Genomic DNA, 16,713 nt, shown 5'->3' with positions numbered 1-16,713 from the left:
TGGGGATCCTTCTACTGATGCACGGCGAGCTGATAGGCCGTGTATTTACGAATGTTGATGACGCCGGTGTCGAAGATCAGGTATTGGCCCTTGATCCCCAGCAGCGTGCCTTCGGCAATCGGGTTCTTGTCCAGGTTGAAGCTGACGATCTTGGTCGGATACTGCTCGACCGGGTAGCGGATTTCAATCGGCTCGATGTCGGCAATGGTTTGGATGGCTTGCAGGCCAAAGCGTTCCTGCAAACCCAGCAAGCCCTCGGCGCAAGAGGCGAACAGCTCATCACGCACCTGCTTGAGGTCCACCGCTTGCGCGTCGCCCTTGAGCAAGGCGCGCCAGTTGGTCTTGTCGGCCACCTGGCTGCGGAACAGGTCTTCGACGAAGCCCGATTGCTGACGTGTCGCCACGCGCATGATCGGCAGCGCCTGGCTGGCGCCCTGGTCCAGCCAACGGGTGGGCAACTGCGTAGCACGCGTAATGCCGACCTTGATGCCCGACGAGTTGGCCAGGTACACCACGTGGTCGGTCATGCAGAATGTCTCGCCCCAGCCCGGATCGCGGCAGGTACCGGCGTCGTAATGGCAACGCTCGGGGCTCATGATGCACAGGTCACACTGGGCCAGCTTGGTCATGCAGGGGTAGCAGTAGCCCTGGCTGAAGCTGGTCTTGGTCTTGCGCCCGCAATGGCTGCAATGAATCGCGCCCAGGTATTCCAGGCGGATATGGGTACCGATCAGCGGATTGACCGGCACCTCGGTGCTTCCTAAGCGAAAGGCGTATTGAACGGTCGGCTCACCGAGCTGCGCCGACATTTTGCTGACTGCACCGCGACCAATTTCAATCAATGGATCGCATCCGACTTGAACAGGATATTCGGTACTGGCGCGGATTTGGACGCGCACTCCTGCGGGCCCATATAGCCGGTGCGCTGCTCTTCGGGCAGGTTCTGGATCTCCCAGGCGATCATCGCTTGCAACGACAATTCGCGCTGCTCGGCGGTGAGCTTGCGGCCATCGGACCATTTGCCGATCTCTACCGCGAGCTTGAGGCTCTCGTAGATGTCCGGGGTGATGTTTTCGATCATTTCAGCAAAAGAGGACATAAGGCTCTTCCTTATCAAAGAGACGCTTTGCGACGGTTGTACAAACCGCCGAGCAAACCCGTCAAGCAACCGATGACCAACCCGCCCACATGGGCCGCGTTGGCGATTTCGCCGAAACCGATCATCGAGACCAGCCCCGACAGGCAGAGCAACAACCACACCAGCATCATCACCAGCACCCCACGGGGCAGGCGATAGGCCGGGTTGGGCGACAATAATTGAAAGATCCAGCAGTGCCCGAGCAGGCCGTACAACACGCCAGACAAGCCGCCAAACAAGCCGGGGCCACCGTAGGCGTATTGCGCGTAGTTGGAGACCAGGCTGAACAACAGGGTCAGGCCCAGCAGGTTGATGCTGCCCTGGCGCGCTTCAATGCGCCGACCCAGCTCCCAGTACCACATGCCGTTCATCGCCAGATGCAGGATGCCGAAGTGGATCAGCATCGGCGTGACCAAGCGCCACCACTGCCCCGAGGCCAGGGTGTCGGCCAACGGCGTGAACTGGATGTACTCGCCCAGCACCCGGAATGGCAGGAAGGTCAGCCAGGCCATGGTTTGCAGGTTAGCGCCGAGCAACGTCACGGCCGCGACGATAAGGCTGGCCAGCAAAACCAGCGCGGTGACCGGGCTATGGCGCACTTGCTGGACAAAGCCCGGCCGCGCAACCGGCGCCTGCTCGGGAATATCCAGTTGCTGGTCCGGGTCGCCAGCGGGGAAACGTTGATACAGCACGCGCACGTCGTCGCTGATGGCCTCGGGCACCCACAGCACCTGTTCACCGGCCTCCTCGCTGACGCGGTGCGGCACCTGCATGCGGTGCAGCAACTTGACGAAACCACCCAGGTCGACGCTCAGGGGCAAGCGCAATACAGCTACGGTACTCATGGAATGGCCTCTGGTCGCTCAACGTCGACCCATACGAATTTACGCGGATCCAGCTGGGTTTCCTGGTCCAGTCGATACGCCACCAGCTTGCCGTACAGCACCGCGCTGTAGTCCAGGCAGGCCAGGTTCGGGCGGATCGGCGCGGGTTTGCCGCTGCGCCAGTAGTGGCCGACGAACAACAGCGGTTCATCGACGCCATAGCGCAGCAAAGAATTCTTTTGTGTGGACGACAACGGCGTGCGTGCCACCGGCTCCGGCAAGGCGTCGGGCTGGAACACGATGTCGCCGTAGGTCTTGGGGTCGTCTTCCCAGAACTTGGTGCGAAAGAACGAACGCGTCAGGCCATCGCCACCGGTCAGGGTGAGCCCATCGGGCAGGCGCATATCGGTGCCGCGCAACAGGCGGTCGAATGCATTGCAGGCGAAACTGCCCGGTACGGCGGCGGCTTGCAGGAAGTGCGGGTCGATGCAGCCATCCGGGAAGGTCGCGCGCAGCGGCTGGATAAAACTGTCGTCCCAGCACGCGTGCACCACGCGGAAACGCCCGGCATCGACAAACAGCGGCATGTCGTAGAACCAGCCGAGGAAGTCGTGCCAATCAGCCGGGTGGTGTTCGAACTGGGTCAGGGTCTCTTGGATCAAGCGGGCGTGGCGCGGGTTGTGCTCACGCACAAACTGCTTGCCGCTGCCCGGCGGGGCCGGCGTGGTCCAGCCCAGCGCATTGAACTCGTGGTTGCCCATGATGCACAGCGCCTGGCCGGCCTCGGTCATATCGTGGACGATATGCAGCGCCTCACGGATGCGCGGGCCACGGTCGATGATATCGCCCAGGAACACCGCCATGCGTGACGGATGGCGCCAAGTGCCGCCCTGCTTGTGGTAACCCAATTGGTCGAGCAAGTGCTCAAGGGTATGAGCGCAACCGTGCACGTCACCAATCAGGTCGTAGCTACGCGCGGGATCGAGCATCAGTCGCCTCCACCTCCCAAGCGGCTGCCCCAGCCCAACTTGGTGCGGCACACTTCGTAGTAGTTGTGATCCAGCGGGTGGATCAAGCGCAACTTCTGTGCCTTCTTGCTCACGGTGATGGTGTCACCGGGGGCGCAGGTGAAATGGTTCTGCCCGTCGCAGGAGACTTGCGGGTAGATTTGCATGTCTTTGGACACCACGATTTTCAGCTCACTGTTGCCATCGACCACAATTGGCCGACTGGACAACATATGGGGGTACATCGGCACGATCACAATGGCATCGAGCTTGGGGTGCATGATCGGGCCGCCGGCCGACAGCGCGTAGGCGGTAGAACCGGTGGGTGTGGCGACGATCAGGCCGTCGGCCTTCTGGCTGCAGACGAACTGGCCGTCGATATACAGCTCGAACTCGATCATGCGCGTGGATTTGCCGGGGTGCAGCACCACGTCGTTAAGGGCATCGCCCTGGCCGATCGCCTCGCCATGGCGGCGCACTTCGGCCTGCAGTAGGAAGCGGTTCTCCACCAGGTAATGGCCGTCGAGCACCTTGGCCACTTCGACTTCCAGCTCATCGGGGCGGATGTCGGTGAGGAACCCCAGGCTGCCGCGGTTGATCCCCAGCACCGGCACGTTATGCCGCGCCAGCGCCCGGGCAGCGCCGAGCAGGCTGCCATCGCCACCGACCACGATGACCATGTCGCACACCTCGCCGAGCATCTTGCGCGACGAGGTTTGCAGGCCGTGGCCAGGGAGGATTTCAGCGATGGTGTCTTCGAGGATCACATGCAGGTGGCGCTCGAGCAGAAACTTCTTCAGCCGGCGGACGGTGTCCAACACCTGGGTACTGCCCAGGCGACCGATAATGCCGATATTGCGAAATTGCTCCATGGGGCTCCTGCGGGATCTGGGGTGAGGCAAAAAGAGCGATTATGGGCGAAAGGCCGTCTCAGGCAAAATCCTTTGTCGCCGCCACGCCTTGATGACAATGGTTCTCAGGCACCTTCTGCGCGCTGAAAAGGCTATGCTCGGACCATGACGCCATTCCCCGACTTGCACACCCTGCCCCGCCAACTGCGCCACCCCGAGGTGCGCGACCTGGCGTGGGTGATGCTCGCACCACCGATGCTGGCGCAGACGCCTTGGCCGCAGCGCCATCCGCTGGCGGGCAGTGACTGGGTGCAAGCCCCTCACCAACTCGAAGCCTGGCTGCGCCAGCTGGACCAGGACAGCAGCGCGTTGCAGCAGTGGTTGAGCCTGGCACGTACCCGGCGCCTGGGCCTGTACTACGAGCGCTTGTGGCAATTTGCGGTGCAGCATGCGCCGGGCGTGGAGTTGCTGGCCGCCAACCTGCCGATCCGCCGTGCCGGGCACACGCTGGGCGAGTTGGACATGCTGCTGCGCGACCGCGAGGGGGTGCACCACCTGGAACTGGCGATCAAACTCTACCTGGGCCCGCAGGACGGCAACGGCCAGGACGCTACGCAATGGCTGGGGCCTGGCTGCCATGATCGGCTGGACCGCAAGCTGGCACACCTGGCCGAGCATCAATTGCCAATCTCTGCGCGGGCAGAAAGCCGCGAGGCCTTGGCGGCGCTGGATATCCAAGCGTTCGATGCGCATTTGTGGCTCGGCGGCTATCTGCTCTACCCCTGGCCCGGCGCGGCGCACTCCCCCCTCGGCGCACACCCGCAGCATCTGCGTGGGCGCTGGTTGCATCAGCGCGACTGGACAGACTTTGTCAGCACCCGCCCAGAGGGCCGTTGGCAACCCCTGCCCCGCCATGCCTGGCTGGCGCCCGCGCATTACCCGGCCGATGAAGTGTGGAGTGAAGTGCAGATGAAAGGCTGGCTGGCAGACCTGGACCCGATGGCCCCGGCGCAGTTGCTGGTGCGCATGGTGCCGAACGGTGAGGAGTGGGAAGAAGCAGAGCGGTTGTTTCTGGTGGCCGATCTTTGGCCGAATGTACCGGGGACAGGCTGATAGGTGTGCGGTGTAATTGAGGGCCTCATCGCAGGCAAGCCAGCTCCCACATGGAACCGGCGGCGCCGCCACAATGTGGGAGCTGGCTTGCCTGCGATGGCGATAGCCCAGGCGCTACAACTTATCGATGTGCTGATACTCCAACTGCAATCCGACCGCCAATTCCTCAGCACGCCCCAACCTGATAGGCCCACGTTCGATGTCAATCAGCATGCCTGGACACTCCAACCGCGGCAGCGCGCCCGTCGCCTTGAGCCGCCCATCGGTCACCACCAGCAGCTTCTGTTGCTCGGCCCGATAGCGCTTGCGCCGTGCCGCCAACCAATGCCCCGCCTCCGTCAGCGCAGCCAGCAACGGCGTCCCGCCGCCTGCTCCCAACTGCCCCAACCAATCGGCCAAGCCTTTCGCCGCCTTCAAGCCTTGCACCTGCCACTTCGGCGATTGCCCGCTGGCCGTCAATAACGCCATGCGCGCCCGTTGCCGATAAGCATCGTCAAACAGCTGAGCCAACAAACCCTTGGCATCGGTCAACGCCCGATGGCGCCGCGTGGACGCCGAGGCATCGACAATCACCAGCCACAGTTCAGGAGCCGACCGGCTGCACAGGTGGAACAGCAGGTCCTCACGGCATTGCGGCCGCCCACCCAGCAACGTGCCCGGCCAATTGATCGCCCCGCGCTGTGCGCTGCGGGCCTTGCCCTGCCGGCCGGTGTTCAATCGCCCCGCCTGGGGCCGGGCATCCGCCCCCGTGTCAGCTCGGGGGCGGATGCCTAGGGCTTTTTTGGCCAGGTGGGTACATCGCGGCGGGCGCCCGTGGGCAAGGCGGGTGCGGGCATATCGCCCCACTGGCCTTGGCCGGGCGAGGTGTCGGAGGGTGACGATGACGGCCCGTCATTCGGCGGGGGCGGCGCGCCTGCAGGCGCTTGCTGCTGACGTCGATGGCGCAAGGCGAACTCCGCCACCGCGTCGATATCTTCCTGCTCAATAGCGACAGCGCCACGCCACGCCGCATGGGCACGGGCGCCACGCAACCAGACCAGGTCGGCACGCAGGCCGTCGACTCCAGCGGCAAAGCAGCGCTCGGTGATGTGGGCCAACGCCTGGTCATCCAGGGCGATACTGTCTAGCCGTGCCCGCGCCAGGGTGCAGCGTTCGCGCAAGGCAGCTTGCGCTGGCGCCCACTGCGCGCAGAACGCCGCCGGGTCAGTGTCGAAATCCAGGCGACGACGGATGATGTGCCCGCGCTCGGCGGGCAAGGTTTGCCCGCTCAATGCCACGTTGAAGCCGAAGCGGTCGAGCAACTGCGGGCGCAGCTCGCCCTCCTCCGGGTTCATGGTGCCGATCAACACAAAGCGCGCCGCATGGCGATGGGAAATCCCGTCGCGTTCGATCAGGTTGGTGCCGCTGGCGGCTACGTCCAGCAGCAGGTCCACCAAGTGGTCGGCCAGCAGGTTGACTTCATCCACGTACAACACCCCGCCGTCGGCCTTGGCCAACACGCCGGGGGAGAATTGCGCGCGGCCTTCGCCCAGCGCGGCATCCAGGTCCAGGGTGCCGACCAGGCGCTCTTCGGTTGCGCCCAGGGGCAAAGTGACAAACTGCCCGCTGGCCAGCAGGTCCGCCAACCCACGGGCCAGGGTCGACTTGGCCATACCCCGTGGCCCTTCGATCAGCACGCCGCCGATCTTCGGGTCGATGGCCGCCAGGCACAGCGCGAGCTTCAAGTCATCGGCGCCGACCACGGCGGACAGCGGGAAATGGGGAGTATCAGTCATAGTCAACTCTTAATAGCTCGTTCCAACGCTCCCGCGTGGGAACGCTTCGCTGGACGCTCGGCGTCCGTTCTTGTGACGCAGAGCGTCACGGGCTGCATTCCCACGCGGAGCGTGGGAACGATCACTCAGCTGTCTTCTTCTATGTCCAGCAACAGGTTTTCCAAGGCTTCGCGGTACGCCCCCGGTGCCTGCCACAAGCCACGTTGCTGGGCTTCGAGCATGCGCTCGGTCATGTCGCGCAGGGCATCTGGGTTGTGCTGTTGCACAAAGGCACGGGTATCAGGGTCCAGCAGGTAGGCATCGGCGAGCAAGGCGTATTGGTGATCGTCAATCAGCGCGGTGGTAGCGTCGAAGGCGAACAGGTTGTCCACGGTCGCGGCCATTTCAAACGCGCCTTTATAGCCATGGCGCTTCACGCCTTCGATCCACTTGGGGTTGGCCGCACGGGAACGGATCACCCGGTTGAGCTCTTCCTTCAAGGTGCGGATTTTCGGCACGTCCGGCTGGCTGTGGTCGCCATGGTAGCTGGCGGCCTTTTCGCCGCTCAGGGTTTCCACGGCGGCCAGCATGCCGCCCTGGAATTGGTAGTAGTCGTTGGAGTCGAGCAAGTCGTGCTCGCGATTGTCCTGGTTCTGCAACACCGCCTGCACCTGGCTCAACCGCTGGGCAAATTGCTCGCGGGCCGCAGTGCCTTCGTCAGCCCCCCCGTAAGCGTAGCCACCCCAGTTCAGGTAGACCTCGGCCAAGTCCTCGCGGCTCTGCCACAAGCGCCCGTCAATCGCGCCCTGCACGCCCGCGCCATAGGCACCCGGTTTGGCGCCGAAAATGCGCCAGCCGGCTTGCTTGGCCGCGGCACCTTCATCCAGGCCCGCCTCAAGCAATGCTTGGCGTTCACTGCGCACTTTGGCGGCCAGCGGGTTCATGTCGTCGGGTTCATCCAGGGCCGCCACCGCCTGCACCGCCGCATCGAACAGGCGGATCAGGTTGGCAAACGCATCGCGGAAGAACCCGGACACGCGCAGGGTCACGTCCACGCGCGGACGGTCCAATAAGCTGATCGGCAGGATCTCGAAATCGTCCACCCGCTGGCTGCCGGTGGCCCATACCGGGCGCACGCCCATCAGCGCCATGGCTTGGGCGATATCGTCCCCGCCAGTGCGCATGGTGGCAGTGCCCCATACCGACAGGCCGAGCTGACGCAGGTGGTCACCGTGGTCTTGCAGGTGCCGCTCAAGAATCAGGTTGGCCGACTGGAATCCGAGACGCCAGGCCGTGGTGGTTGGCAGGTTGCGTACGTCCACGGTAAAGAAGTTACGCCCCGTAGGCAGCACATCCAGCCGACCGCGACTCGGCGCACCGCTGGGCCCCGCCGGGACAAAACGCCCACTCAAGGCATCGAGCAAGCCACGCATCTCTGCGGGGCCGCAGGCATCCAGGCGTGGCGCGACGACGATGCGCAGGCCTTCGATCACCGCCTTCACCTCCTGCCAGCCGGGCTCTTCCAACTGTTCGATGGGGCCTTCCAGTGCCTGCTCGATCAAGCGCGCCGCGTACAACTCCAGACGTTCACGGGTATCCCCGGCCGTACGCCACAGCTGATCGTCAATCTTCTGCAACACCAACGGGCGCCGCCCCGTCCAGGGCTCGGCCAGTGCGCAATCGAGCGGATCAAACCCCAGGTCGAATGCCTTGGCCAACACTCGCAGCAGGCTCGACTGCGGGCCCCGGCCATCGCCACGGGGAATGCGCAACAGCGCCAGCAAGGTGTCGATACGCAAGCGGCCCTCGGGCGACTCGCCAAAGATATGCAGGCCATCGCGGATCTGCGATTCCTTCAAGTCGCACAGGTAGGTATCCAGGCGCGGCAGCCACACCGCCGCGTCCGCCTCACTGCCCAGTTCAAGCTCCTGGTCGATACGGGTTTCGCGCACCAGTTTGAGGATGTCTTTTTGCAGCTCCAGCGCACGGCGCGGGTCGAGCAATTGCGCCTCGTAATATTCGTCGGCCAATAACTCAAGGTCACGCAGCGGGCCGTAGGTTTCGGCGCGGGTCAGCGGTGGCATCAGGTGGTCGATGATCACCGCCTGGGTGCGCCGCTTGGCCTGGGCGCCCTCACCCGGGTCGTTGACGATAAACGGGTAGATATTCGGCAGCGGCCCCAGCAATGCATCCGGCCAGCAGTGCTCCGACAGGCCCACGCCTTTGCCGGGCAGCCACTCCAGGTTGCCGTGCTTGCCCACATGGATCACGCCGTGGGCGCCGTAGGTATGGCGTAGCCAGAAATAGAACGCCAGGTAGCCATGGGGCGGCACCAGGTCCGGGTCGTGGTACACCGCGCTGGCATCTACCTGGTAACCCCGGGCCGGCTGGATGCCGACAAAGGTCAGGCCCAGGCGCAGGCCGGCGACCATCAAGCGGCCATCGCGGCACATCGGATCGTTTTGCGGCGCGCCCCAACGCTCCAGCACGGCCTGGCGATTGGAGGCCGGCAAACGATCAAACATCGCCTGGTATTCCACAAGGCTCAGGCTTTGATGGCAGGGGCGCAGGTCGAGGCTGTCGAGATCGTTGGTGACGCCGCCGAGCAGTTCGTGGATCAGCGCGGTGCCGCTGTCGGGCAGCCGCTCCGCCACCGGGTAGCCCTCGGCTTGCAAGGCGCGCAGGATATTCAGCGCTGCCGCAGGGGTGTCCAGGCCTACGCCGTTGCCGATGCGACCGTCGCGGGTCGGGTAGTTGGCGAGGATCAACGCAATCCGTTTCTCGGCATTGGGCACCCGCGCCAACTCGACCCAACGGCGTGCCAGCTCAGCGACAAAATCCATGCGTTCGGGCGCTGCGCGGTAGCACACCACGTCCGACTGGCTGCGCTCGCTGCGCCAGGCCAGGTCCTTGAAACTGATCGGCCGGCTGATGATGCGCCCGTCCAACTCCGGCAAGGCAATGTGCATCGCCAGGTCGCGGGGCCCCAGGCCTTGTTCGCTGGCCTGCCAGCCGGGCTGGTTGTCCTGGGCGCAGATCGCCTGGATCACCGGGATATTGCGGCGAAACGGGCGCAAATGCGGCGCTTCCGGGCTCGATTGGGCAAAGCCGGTGGTGTTCAGAATTACCGCGGCTTGCACGTCATCCAGCAGGTCCTCGACCACCGTGAGGCAGCCGGGTTCTTTCAAACTGGCCACCGCGACAGGCAAGGGGTTGAGGCCCGCCGCCTGTAAGCGCTGGCAGAACACATCAATAAAACCGGTATTGGCCGCCTGTAAATGGGAGCGGTAGAACAGCACCGCAGCCACCGGCCAATCAGCGTGCCAATCGGCCTGCCAGTCATTGAGGCGGGCATTGGCGTTGTGCGGGTGATAGATCGCCGTGCGCGGCAGCGCTTGCGGCTCGGCCCAGGCATAGTCGCGTCCCAGGTGGGCACTGGCCAGGCAGTGGTAAAAATCCAGGGCATTGCCCAGGCCACCTTGGCGCAGGAAGTGCCACAGGCGCTCGCGGTGTTCGGCCGCAACGGTGCTCAGGCTGCTGAGTTCCGGGTCCGGGCGGTCGTCACCCGGCACTAGAATCAGGGTGACGCCGCGTTCGGCCAACTCCACCAGGCGCTCGATGCCGTAGCGCCAATACCCGATGCCGCCGTGCAATGACAGCAGGATGACCTTGGCGTGGCGCAATACCTCGTCGACGTACAGGTCGACCGAGGCATGGTTCTGCACCTGCATTGGGTTGGCCAGGCGCAGGCTGGGGTAATCCTCGGGCAATTGCTGGGCGGCTTCGGCGAGCAGCGCCAGGCTGGAATCGCCGCTGCACAGGATCACCAGTTCAGCGGGGGTCTGGCCAAGGTCGGCAATATTGTCGTCCGCGACGAAACCACCGGGTTGGGTCCTGAGCAGGTGCATGGTTAAACGCTGAGGGCAGCGCGCAATTGCGCTTCGAGGCCAGCGGCGTCCAGTTCCTGGCCGATCAGCACCAGGCGCGTGGTGCGTGCTTCGTCAGCGCCCCAGGCACGGTCGAAGTGTTTGTCAAAGCGCGTGCCCACGCCCTGGATCAGCAGGCGCATCGGTTTGTTGGGGATCGCGGCGAACCCTTTCACCCGCAGGATGCCGTGCTGCACCACCAATTGGGTCAGGGCGTCGAGCAGCAGCGCCTCATCGGCTTGGGGCAAGTCGATGGAGATGGAGTCGAAGGCATCGTGATCGTGGTCGTCTTCACCTTCGTGGTGATGGTCGTGATGGCTGTGACGCCCGTCGATATGTTCCTCGGAACCGGCGCCCAGGCCGATCAGCACGTCCAGAGGCAGGCGACCGCTGCTGGCTTCGATGATCTTCACCGCGGCCGGCAGTTCTTCGGCGACCTCCAGGCGCACGCGGGCCAGGTCTTCGGCGCTGATCAGGTCGCTTTTGTTGAGGATCACCAGGTCGGCGCTGGCCAGTTGGTCGGCGAACAGCTCATGCAACGGCGACTCGTGGTCCAGGTTCGGGTCAAGTTTGCGCTGGGCGTCGACCTGGTCCGGGAAGGCGGCAAAGGTACCGGCGGCCACGGCCGGGCTGTCGACCACGGTGATCACCGCGTCAACGGTGCAGGCGCTGCGGATTTCCGGCCACTGGAAGGCTTGCACCAACGGCTTGGGCAGGGCCAGGCCCGAGGTTTCGATGAGGATATGGTCCAGGTCACCGCGACGGGCGACCAATTCGCGCATCACCGGAAAGAACTCTTCCTGCACCGTGCAGCACAGGCACCCGTTGGCCAGTTCGTAGACGCGGCCATTGGCTTCTTCTTCGGTGCAACCGATAGAACACTGCTTGAGGATTTCACCGTCGATGCCCAGCTCGCCGAACTCGTTGACGATCACCGCAATGCGACGGCCCTGGGCGTTGTCGAGCATATGGCGCAACAGCGTGGTTTTGCCCGAGCCAAGGAAGCCGGTAACGATGGTGACGGGAAGTTTGGCCAGTGTTTTCATCGAATGCCCTTTGGGGCGGGCATACGGGACGACAGGCCCTGCGGCGGCGCGCAGCAGCGGATTTCGTCACCGGATCACCCCGCCCGGTTGAATTGGAAAATCAGTCGCGAGGCAGGTCTCCTGGCTTGGGGTGTGCAGGTCTTGCGACCAACGCTGACTGCGCCTTCCCGCCCTATCGGCAGTGGCGTGGCAGTCAACTGAACCCTTCACAGTTGCGGGGGCAGCCGCGGCTTGAACCGCGTTCCCTTCTTAGCTTCGGCCTGGGCCGAAGAACCTCGAGGGTGCAAGGCTACGCAGTGCACGGCAGGCGGTCAATGCTCAAGCACCTACCGGCAAGTCGGTCCAGGCAGCGGCCAACTAGGCGTAGCGCTGCCTGCCAGGATTGGCGGTGATGATGTCGGGCACATTGATCGGGCCGTAAGCCTTGAGGAAAAAATCAAATCGGCCATTCCCTGTGAGGTCGATGGCCAGCCTAGACAGGTTAGTCGTACGGTTGTAATCCAGAATCGCTTCACCTGGTTTGCCCGTCAGCCGCCTGACGAACCTCAGGGCATCAACCCCCGCGTTGCCCAGCAGGTTCGACAGATCGATTCTGTCCACACCCGTGACAAAATCCATAATCTGATCGGGATATTCCGGCGTGGAGTCGCTGGCATTGTCGTAAGCGAAGGTGTCAGCGCCCCCCGCACCTCGGAGTCGATCCGCACCCGCCCCACCTTTAAGCACGTTGTTTGCTTGGTTACCAATGATCGAGTCATGCCCGGAGCCGCCGATTGCATTCTCCAGCGTAACCCCCTTGGCAATGGAAACATTCCCCACCAGGCCGCCAACATCCGAAAAGGACTCCGCCCGCAAATTGATAGTCTGGTTTTGGTGATACTTGGAAAAGTCAAACTTATCGACACCACCACCGTCCCATACACAAAACAAGGCCGTATCGTGACGCGAGTTCAACTCCAGATAGTCTCGTCCCGCATTGGAGTTGAAGCCATAGGTGGTATCTGAATTGCGCGTCGTGTTATTGGCACCATAAACCCGCTGCGCAGCGGCGATATCATCCATCATCGGCGCCGACGGTAACTTTCCATTGAAGTGTTTACCCGCTTCAGGTGCATCGAAGTAGCTCATCACGCTGTAAGCCCGCGTATCCTGAGCATATAAGGCGTGATCGCGGTAATTGGGATTACCAAAATTATAGGTGCCTGGGTGTAACAGGCCCAGGTTGTGCCCAATTTCATGGGTCAGGGTCATTCGCCCATGGTTGTGCAAGGCTGGATTAGTATTGGTGCCAAATCGGGGATTGATCAGCACTTTACCTTCCTGGCCCGGATACTGGCCGAAGGCGACCTCGTAGTCCGTGCTATTGGAGAACGCTAGAAGCCCCTCGGGGCGACGACTGCCTTCCTGGAATGAAACATTCGCGACATCCTCCCACGATTGCATCGAGCGCCGGGCCTGCTCTTTCTGGGTCGCATTGAACGCCGTGTGCCCTCTTGCGTGCTTGTTGAATGAATAGGAGATCTGCGTGATGCCGTCGCGATTGGCGTCAAACCAACGATGGCCGGTTCGAGTGATTTGACGCGCGGCCTGATCAACCGTGAAAGAGGGTTTATCAACGTTCGATTCAGAGGGGTCGTTGGGCCTGAGGGTCGCATCGGCCACCGCTGATTGCTGATCGCCAGCAAGCGGCGCATGAAAACTTTGCAGCGTATTGGAAAGTCGCATAAAGCCCACCGTTAATTTCAATGTTGCGCGGGGAGATAAACCGGGTTTCCTTCTGAGTTATCGAAAAAAGCGCAGGCGTTCCCAAACACTTCATACATCGCGTGTCTGCCTATTGCGTCTGCAAATACTTCATCGCCGTGTACTTCGTAGGTGTCCTCATCCAATTGACGCTGACCTGCACACCATGCTCTCCTACACACCTTGTTTCGGGTGCCCTTCACAGGGTGAAACGGGAAACCGGTGCGTCAAATCCAATGACAAGTCCGGTGCTGCCCCCGCAACGGTAAGCGAGCGAAGCGTCATGGCCACTGTGCTTTTGCATGGGAAGGCGATGCTTTCAGGAGGACTCTTTCAAGAGCCGCCCCTCGCAAGCCCGGAGACCGGCCCGAAAAATTCAGATAACAAACCCGCGGTGGGCGGGCGCTGTTCGAACCCTGCGTGCCTGGCGCGTGGGGTTTTCATGCGCTCGTTTCACCCTGACACCTGAAAGGGACGCGCCATGTCGATCATCAGCAGCACTTCGCACACCGCCACTAGCACCGCCACCCTCAGCCAACGCCTGACCGCCGCCATCGGTGCGTCGATCCTTGGCGCGTGCCTGGTGTATTTCGCCGGGTTCTCGCATATCGAGGCAGTGCACAACGCCGCCCACGATACCCGCCACAGCGCCGCGTTCCCGTGCCATTGAGAGCTGCCGACATGATCAAGCGTATTGCGCAAACCGCAGGTTTCACTGGGCTATTGGCTGCCTTGCTGCTCACCCTGCTGCAAAGTTTCTGGGTGGCACCGCTGATTCTGCAGGCGGAAAGCTTTGAAAAAGCCCCGCCAGACTCCGAAATGGTGCATGAGCACGCCGCTGGCGCTGCAGCCCACAGCCACGATGCCCAAGCCTGGGAGCCGGAAGATGGCTGGCAGCGGGTGTTGTCCACCACTGGAGGCAACCTGGTGGTGGCCGTAGGCTTTGCACTGATGCTCGCCGGCCTCTACACGCTGCGTGCGCCGACCCGCACCGCGCAAGGCCTGCTCTGGGGCCTGGCCGGCTACGCGACCTTTGTACTGGCACCCACCCTGGGCCTGCCACCGGAACTGCCGGGCACTGCGGCGGCGGACCTGACACTGCGCCAGACCTGGTGGATCGGCACCGCAGCCTCCACCGCCGCCGGCCTGGCGCTGATCGTGTTCGGCCGCAACTGGCTGTTGAAAGGCCTTGGGCTGGCGATTCTTGCCGTGCCCCACGTCATCGGCGCGCCGCAACCTGAGGTACATTCGATGCTGGCCCCGGAGGCGCTCGAAGCGCAGTTCAAGATCGCCTCGCAATTGACCAACGTTGCTTTCTGGCTGGCCTTGGGCCTGATCAGCGCATGGTTGTTCCGCCGCAACCGCGACGACCAATACTCGGCATGATCCTGGTTGTCGGTTTGGGCTGCCAGCGGGGCTGTGAGGTTCACAGCCTGCTGGCGTTGCTCGACAGCGCCCTGGTCGAGGCCGGCATTGATCGCTCACGCGTGACCGCGCTGGCAAGCATTGACCACAAACGCGATGAACCTGGGCTGCTGGCACTGGCCCAGCGATTGAACCTGCCCTTGCAGTGCTTCAGCGCCGAGCACCTGGCGGGCTATGAACATCGGCTGAGCCATCGCTCAGCGCTGGCTTTTGCTCACACCGGCTGTTACGGCGTGGCCGAAAGCGCCGCCCTGGCCCTCGCCGAACAGCTGTCCGACAGCCCTGCCCGCCTGCTGATCACCCGTCAAAAAAGCGCGCAGGCCACCTTTGCGTTAGCCTGCGCGGGCTAAAAACCCGATAATTTCCGCTCTTGAGCATGAGCCGTGTTCATGCTCGCCCGTTTTTCAACAGGATTTCTCCATGACCGTCTACTTTATCGGCGCCGGCCCCGGTGACCCGGAATTGATCACCGTCAAGGGCCAGCGGCTGATCCGCAGTTGCCCGGTGATCATCTACGCCGGCTCGCTGGTGCCCGCCGCCGTGCTGGAAGGTCATCAGGCGCTCCAGGTGGTCAACAGCGCCGAACTGCACCTGGAGCAGATCATCGAGCTGATCAAGACGGCCCATGCCCAAGGCCAGGACGTGGCGCGGGTGCACTCCGGTGATCCCAGCCTGTATGGGGCGATTGGTGAACAAATACGCCATTTGCGTGAGCTGGGCATCCCTTTCCAGATCATTCCAGGGGTCACGGCGGTCGCCGCGTGCGCGGCCCTGCTGGAGACCGAACTGACCCTGCCGGACATCGCCCAAAGCGTGATCCTGACCCGTTACGCCGATAAAACCAGCATGCCCCCCGGTGAAGACTTCGACAGCCTGGCGCGACATGGCACCACGATGGCGATTCATCTGGGGGTCAATCATCTGGAGAAAATCGTTGCCGAGCTGCTGCCGCATTACGGTTCGGACTGCCCGATTGCCGTGGTACACCGTGCCACCTGGCCGGATCAGGATTGGGTGGTCGGTACGCTGAGTGACATTGCCGAGAAAGTTGCGGCGAAGGGGTTTCGGCGGACAGCGTTGATTGTGGTGGGGCAGGTGTTGGCCAGTGACAGCTTCAGCGAGTCGTCGCTGTACCGCGCAGGGCATGCGCACCTCTATCGCCCCTGAAGCCAGCTCCCAAACTTGATCTGCTTTATCAGATATATTTTGCAACTCTATGAATTTAAATAATAAAAAACGGCGCTCACGAGGCGCCGTCTTTTATGTTCGCAGTGAACACCTTACTCAGTAGTAGGCGTTTTCTTTCTGCGTGTGATCAGTCACGTCACGTACACCCTTGAGTTCAGGAATACGTTCCAGCAGCGTGCGCTCGATGCCCTCACGCAAGGTCACGTCCGCCTGGCCGCAGCCCTGGCAGCCGCCGCCGAATTTCAGCACGGCGATACCGTCATCCACCACGTCGATCAGACTCACCTGGCCGCCGTGGCTGGCCAACCCCGGGTTGATCTCGGTTTGCAGGTAATAATTGATGCGCTCGTTGACCGGGCTGTCGGCGTTGACGTTCGGCACCTTGGCGTTGGGCGCTTTGATGGTCAACTGGCCGCCCATACGGTCGGTGGCGTAGTCGACCACGGCGTCGTCAAGAAAGGCTTCGCTGAAGGCATCGATGTACGCGGTGAAGCTTTTGAGCCCCAGGGCGGTGTCTTCAGGCTTCTCTTCGCCGGGCTTGCAGTAGGCAATGCAAGTCTCGGCATACTGGGTGCCGGGCTGGGTGATAAAGACGCGGATGCCGATACCCGGGGTGTTCTGCTTGGACAGCAGGTCAGCCAGGTAATCGTGGGCGGCGTCGGTAATGGTTATGGCAGTCATGGAAACTCCTCACAGGC

General features: G+C 62.8%; 16 protein-coding genes and 2 riboswitches. Of the genes, 5 read left to right on the top strand and 11 right to left on the bottom strand.

Going from position 1 to position 16,713, the window contains the following annotated elements; genetic code table 11:
* Positions 1-11: 11 nt before the first annotated feature.
* Genes BOP96_RS07690 through BOP96_RS07670 form a run of 5 tightly spaced genes read right to left on the bottom strand, consistent with a single transcriptional unit; the run spans position 12 to position 3,841 of the window.
* Positions 12-842 (bottom strand): DUF2797 domain-containing protein, encoded by an 831-nt coding sequence (locus BOP96_RS07690; protein WP_014718285.1) that lies wholly within the window; start codon positions 840-842, stop codon positions 12-14.
* Positions 839-1,099 (bottom strand): YeaC family protein, encoded by a 261-nt coding sequence (locus tag BOP96_RS07685; protein WP_003190750.1) that lies wholly within the window; start codon positions 1,097-1,099, stop codon positions 839-841. The genes BOP96_RS07690 and BOP96_RS07685 overlap by 4 nt, the downstream gene beginning before the upstream one ends.
* A 14-nt stretch (positions 1,100-1,113) precedes the next feature.
* Positions 1,114-1,983 carry a rhomboid family intramembrane serine protease gene (locus BOP96_RS07680; protein ID WP_072434500.1) on the bottom strand — a complete coding sequence of 290 codons (870 nt, stop codon included), beginning with the start codon at positions 1,981-1,983 and terminating at the stop codon, positions 1,114-1,116.
* On the bottom strand, positions 1,980-2,954 hold the full coding sequence (locus tag BOP96_RS07675) for a metallophosphoesterase (protein ID WP_162471688.1): 975 nt from the start codon (positions 2,952-2,954) through the stop codon (positions 1,980-1,982). The genes BOP96_RS07680 and BOP96_RS07675 overlap by 4 nt, the downstream gene beginning before the upstream one ends.
* Positions 2,951-3,841: an NAD(+) kinase gene (locus tag BOP96_RS07670; protein ID WP_003217892.1), complete on the bottom strand. Its 891-nt coding sequence runs from the start codon at positions 3,839-3,841 to the stop codon at positions 2,951-2,953. Before BOP96_RS07670 ends, BOP96_RS07675 begins: the two co-directional genes overlap by 4 nt.
* A 144-nt stretch (positions 3,842-3,985) precedes the next feature.
* Between BOP96_RS07670 and BOP96_RS07665 the strand changes: the two genes are divergently transcribed.
* Positions 3,986-4,933: a DUF1853 family protein gene (locus BOP96_RS07665; RefSeq protein WP_073452327.1), complete on the top strand. Its 948-nt coding sequence runs from the start codon at positions 3,986-3,988 to the stop codon at positions 4,931-4,933.
* A 114-nt stretch (positions 4,934-5,047) separates the two neighbouring features.
* Here BOP96_RS07665 and BOP96_RS07660 read toward each other — a convergent pair whose 3' ends face one another.
* From BOP96_RS07660 to BOP96_RS07640, 5 genes are all read right to left on the bottom strand, one after another.
* Positions 5,048-5,650 (bottom strand): vWA domain-containing protein, encoded by a 603-nt coding sequence (locus BOP96_RS07660; RefSeq protein ID WP_073452325.1) that lies wholly within the window; start codon positions 5,648-5,650, stop codon positions 5,048-5,050.
* A 53-nt stretch (positions 5,651-5,703) separates the two neighbouring features.
* Positions 5,704-6,708: an ATP-binding protein gene (locus BOP96_RS07655; RefSeq protein WP_073452323.1), complete on the bottom strand. Its 1,005-nt coding sequence runs from the start codon at positions 6,706-6,708 to the stop codon at positions 5,704-5,706.
* 125 nt (positions 6,709-6,833) lie between these two features.
* Positions 6,834-10,595: a cobaltochelatase subunit CobN gene (gene cobN / locus BOP96_RS07650; RefSeq protein ID WP_073452320.1), complete on the bottom strand. Its 3,762-nt coding sequence runs from the start codon at positions 10,593-10,595 to the stop codon at positions 6,834-6,836.
* A gap of 2 nt (positions 10,596-10,597) precedes the next feature.
* Positions 10,598-11,659 carry a cobalamin biosynthesis protein CobW gene (gene cobW, locus BOP96_RS07645; protein WP_014718278.1) on the bottom strand — a complete coding sequence of 354 codons (1,062 nt, stop codon included), beginning with the start codon at positions 11,657-11,659 and terminating at the stop codon, positions 10,598-10,600.
* A gap of 93 nt (positions 11,660-11,752) precedes the next feature.
* Positions 11,753-11,952, bottom strand: a riboswitch (cobalamin riboswitch).
* Positions 11,953-12,016: 64 nt separating this feature from the next.
* Positions 12,017-13,384 (bottom strand): M10 family metallopeptidase C-terminal domain-containing protein, encoded by a 1,368-nt coding sequence (locus BOP96_RS07640; RefSeq protein WP_073452351.1) that lies wholly within the window; start codon positions 13,382-13,384, stop codon positions 12,017-12,019.
* 191 nt (positions 13,385-13,575) lie between these two features.
* A riboswitch (cobalamin riboswitch) is annotated at positions 13,576-13,787 on the top strand.
* Positions 13,788-13,883: 96 nt separating this feature from the next.
* On the opposite strand from BOP96_RS07640, the gene BOP96_RS07635 reads away from it, so the two are divergent.
* The 4 genes from BOP96_RS07635 to cobM all read left to right on the top strand — a co-directional run bounded on the left by BOP96_RS07635 (position 13,884) and on the right by cobM (position 15,994).
* Positions 13,884-14,072, top strand: a complete 189-nt coding sequence (locus BOP96_RS07635) for a CbtB domain-containing protein (protein ID WP_003190735.1) — start codon at positions 13,884-13,886, stop codon at positions 14,070-14,072.
* Between the two features lie 11 nt (positions 14,073-14,083).
* Complete coding sequence (locus tag BOP96_RS07630) at positions 14,084-14,788, top strand: CbtA family protein (protein ID WP_073452318.1); 705 nt, start codon at positions 14,084-14,086, stop codon at positions 14,786-14,788.
* The gene (locus tag BOP96_RS07625; protein WP_020301553.1) at positions 14,785-15,177 is read left to right on the top strand and encodes a cobalamin biosynthesis protein; all 393 of its coding nucleotides are present in this window, start codon (positions 14,785-14,787) and stop codon (positions 15,175-15,177) included. The genes BOP96_RS07630 and BOP96_RS07625 overlap by 4 nt, the downstream gene beginning before the upstream one ends.
* Positions 15,178-15,247: 70 nt before the next feature.
* Positions 15,248-15,994 carry a precorrin-4 C(11)-methyltransferase gene (cobM, locus tag BOP96_RS07620; RefSeq protein ID WP_020301554.1) on the top strand — a complete coding sequence of 249 codons (747 nt, stop codon included), beginning with the start codon at positions 15,248-15,250 and terminating at the stop codon, positions 15,992-15,994.
* Between the two features lie 117 nt (positions 15,995-16,111).
* Here cobM and nfuA read toward each other — a convergent pair whose 3' ends face one another.
* A complete protein-coding gene (nfuA, locus tag BOP96_RS07615; protein WP_003190728.1) occupies positions 16,112-16,696 on the bottom strand; it encodes a Fe-S biogenesis protein NfuA in 585 nt (194 codons plus the stop codon).
* Between the last annotated feature and the right edge of the window lie 17 nt (positions 16,697-16,713).

It is taken from the genome of Pseudomonas sp. FSL W5-0203 (genome assembly GCF_001896155.1).
Classification (GTDB): domain Bacteria; phylum Pseudomonadota; class Gammaproteobacteria; order Pseudomonadales; family Pseudomonadaceae; genus Aquipseudomonas; species Aquipseudomonas paracarnis.
Note: the sequence above shows the minus strand (reverse complement) of the source record. Positions and strands in the feature narration are given on the sequence as shown.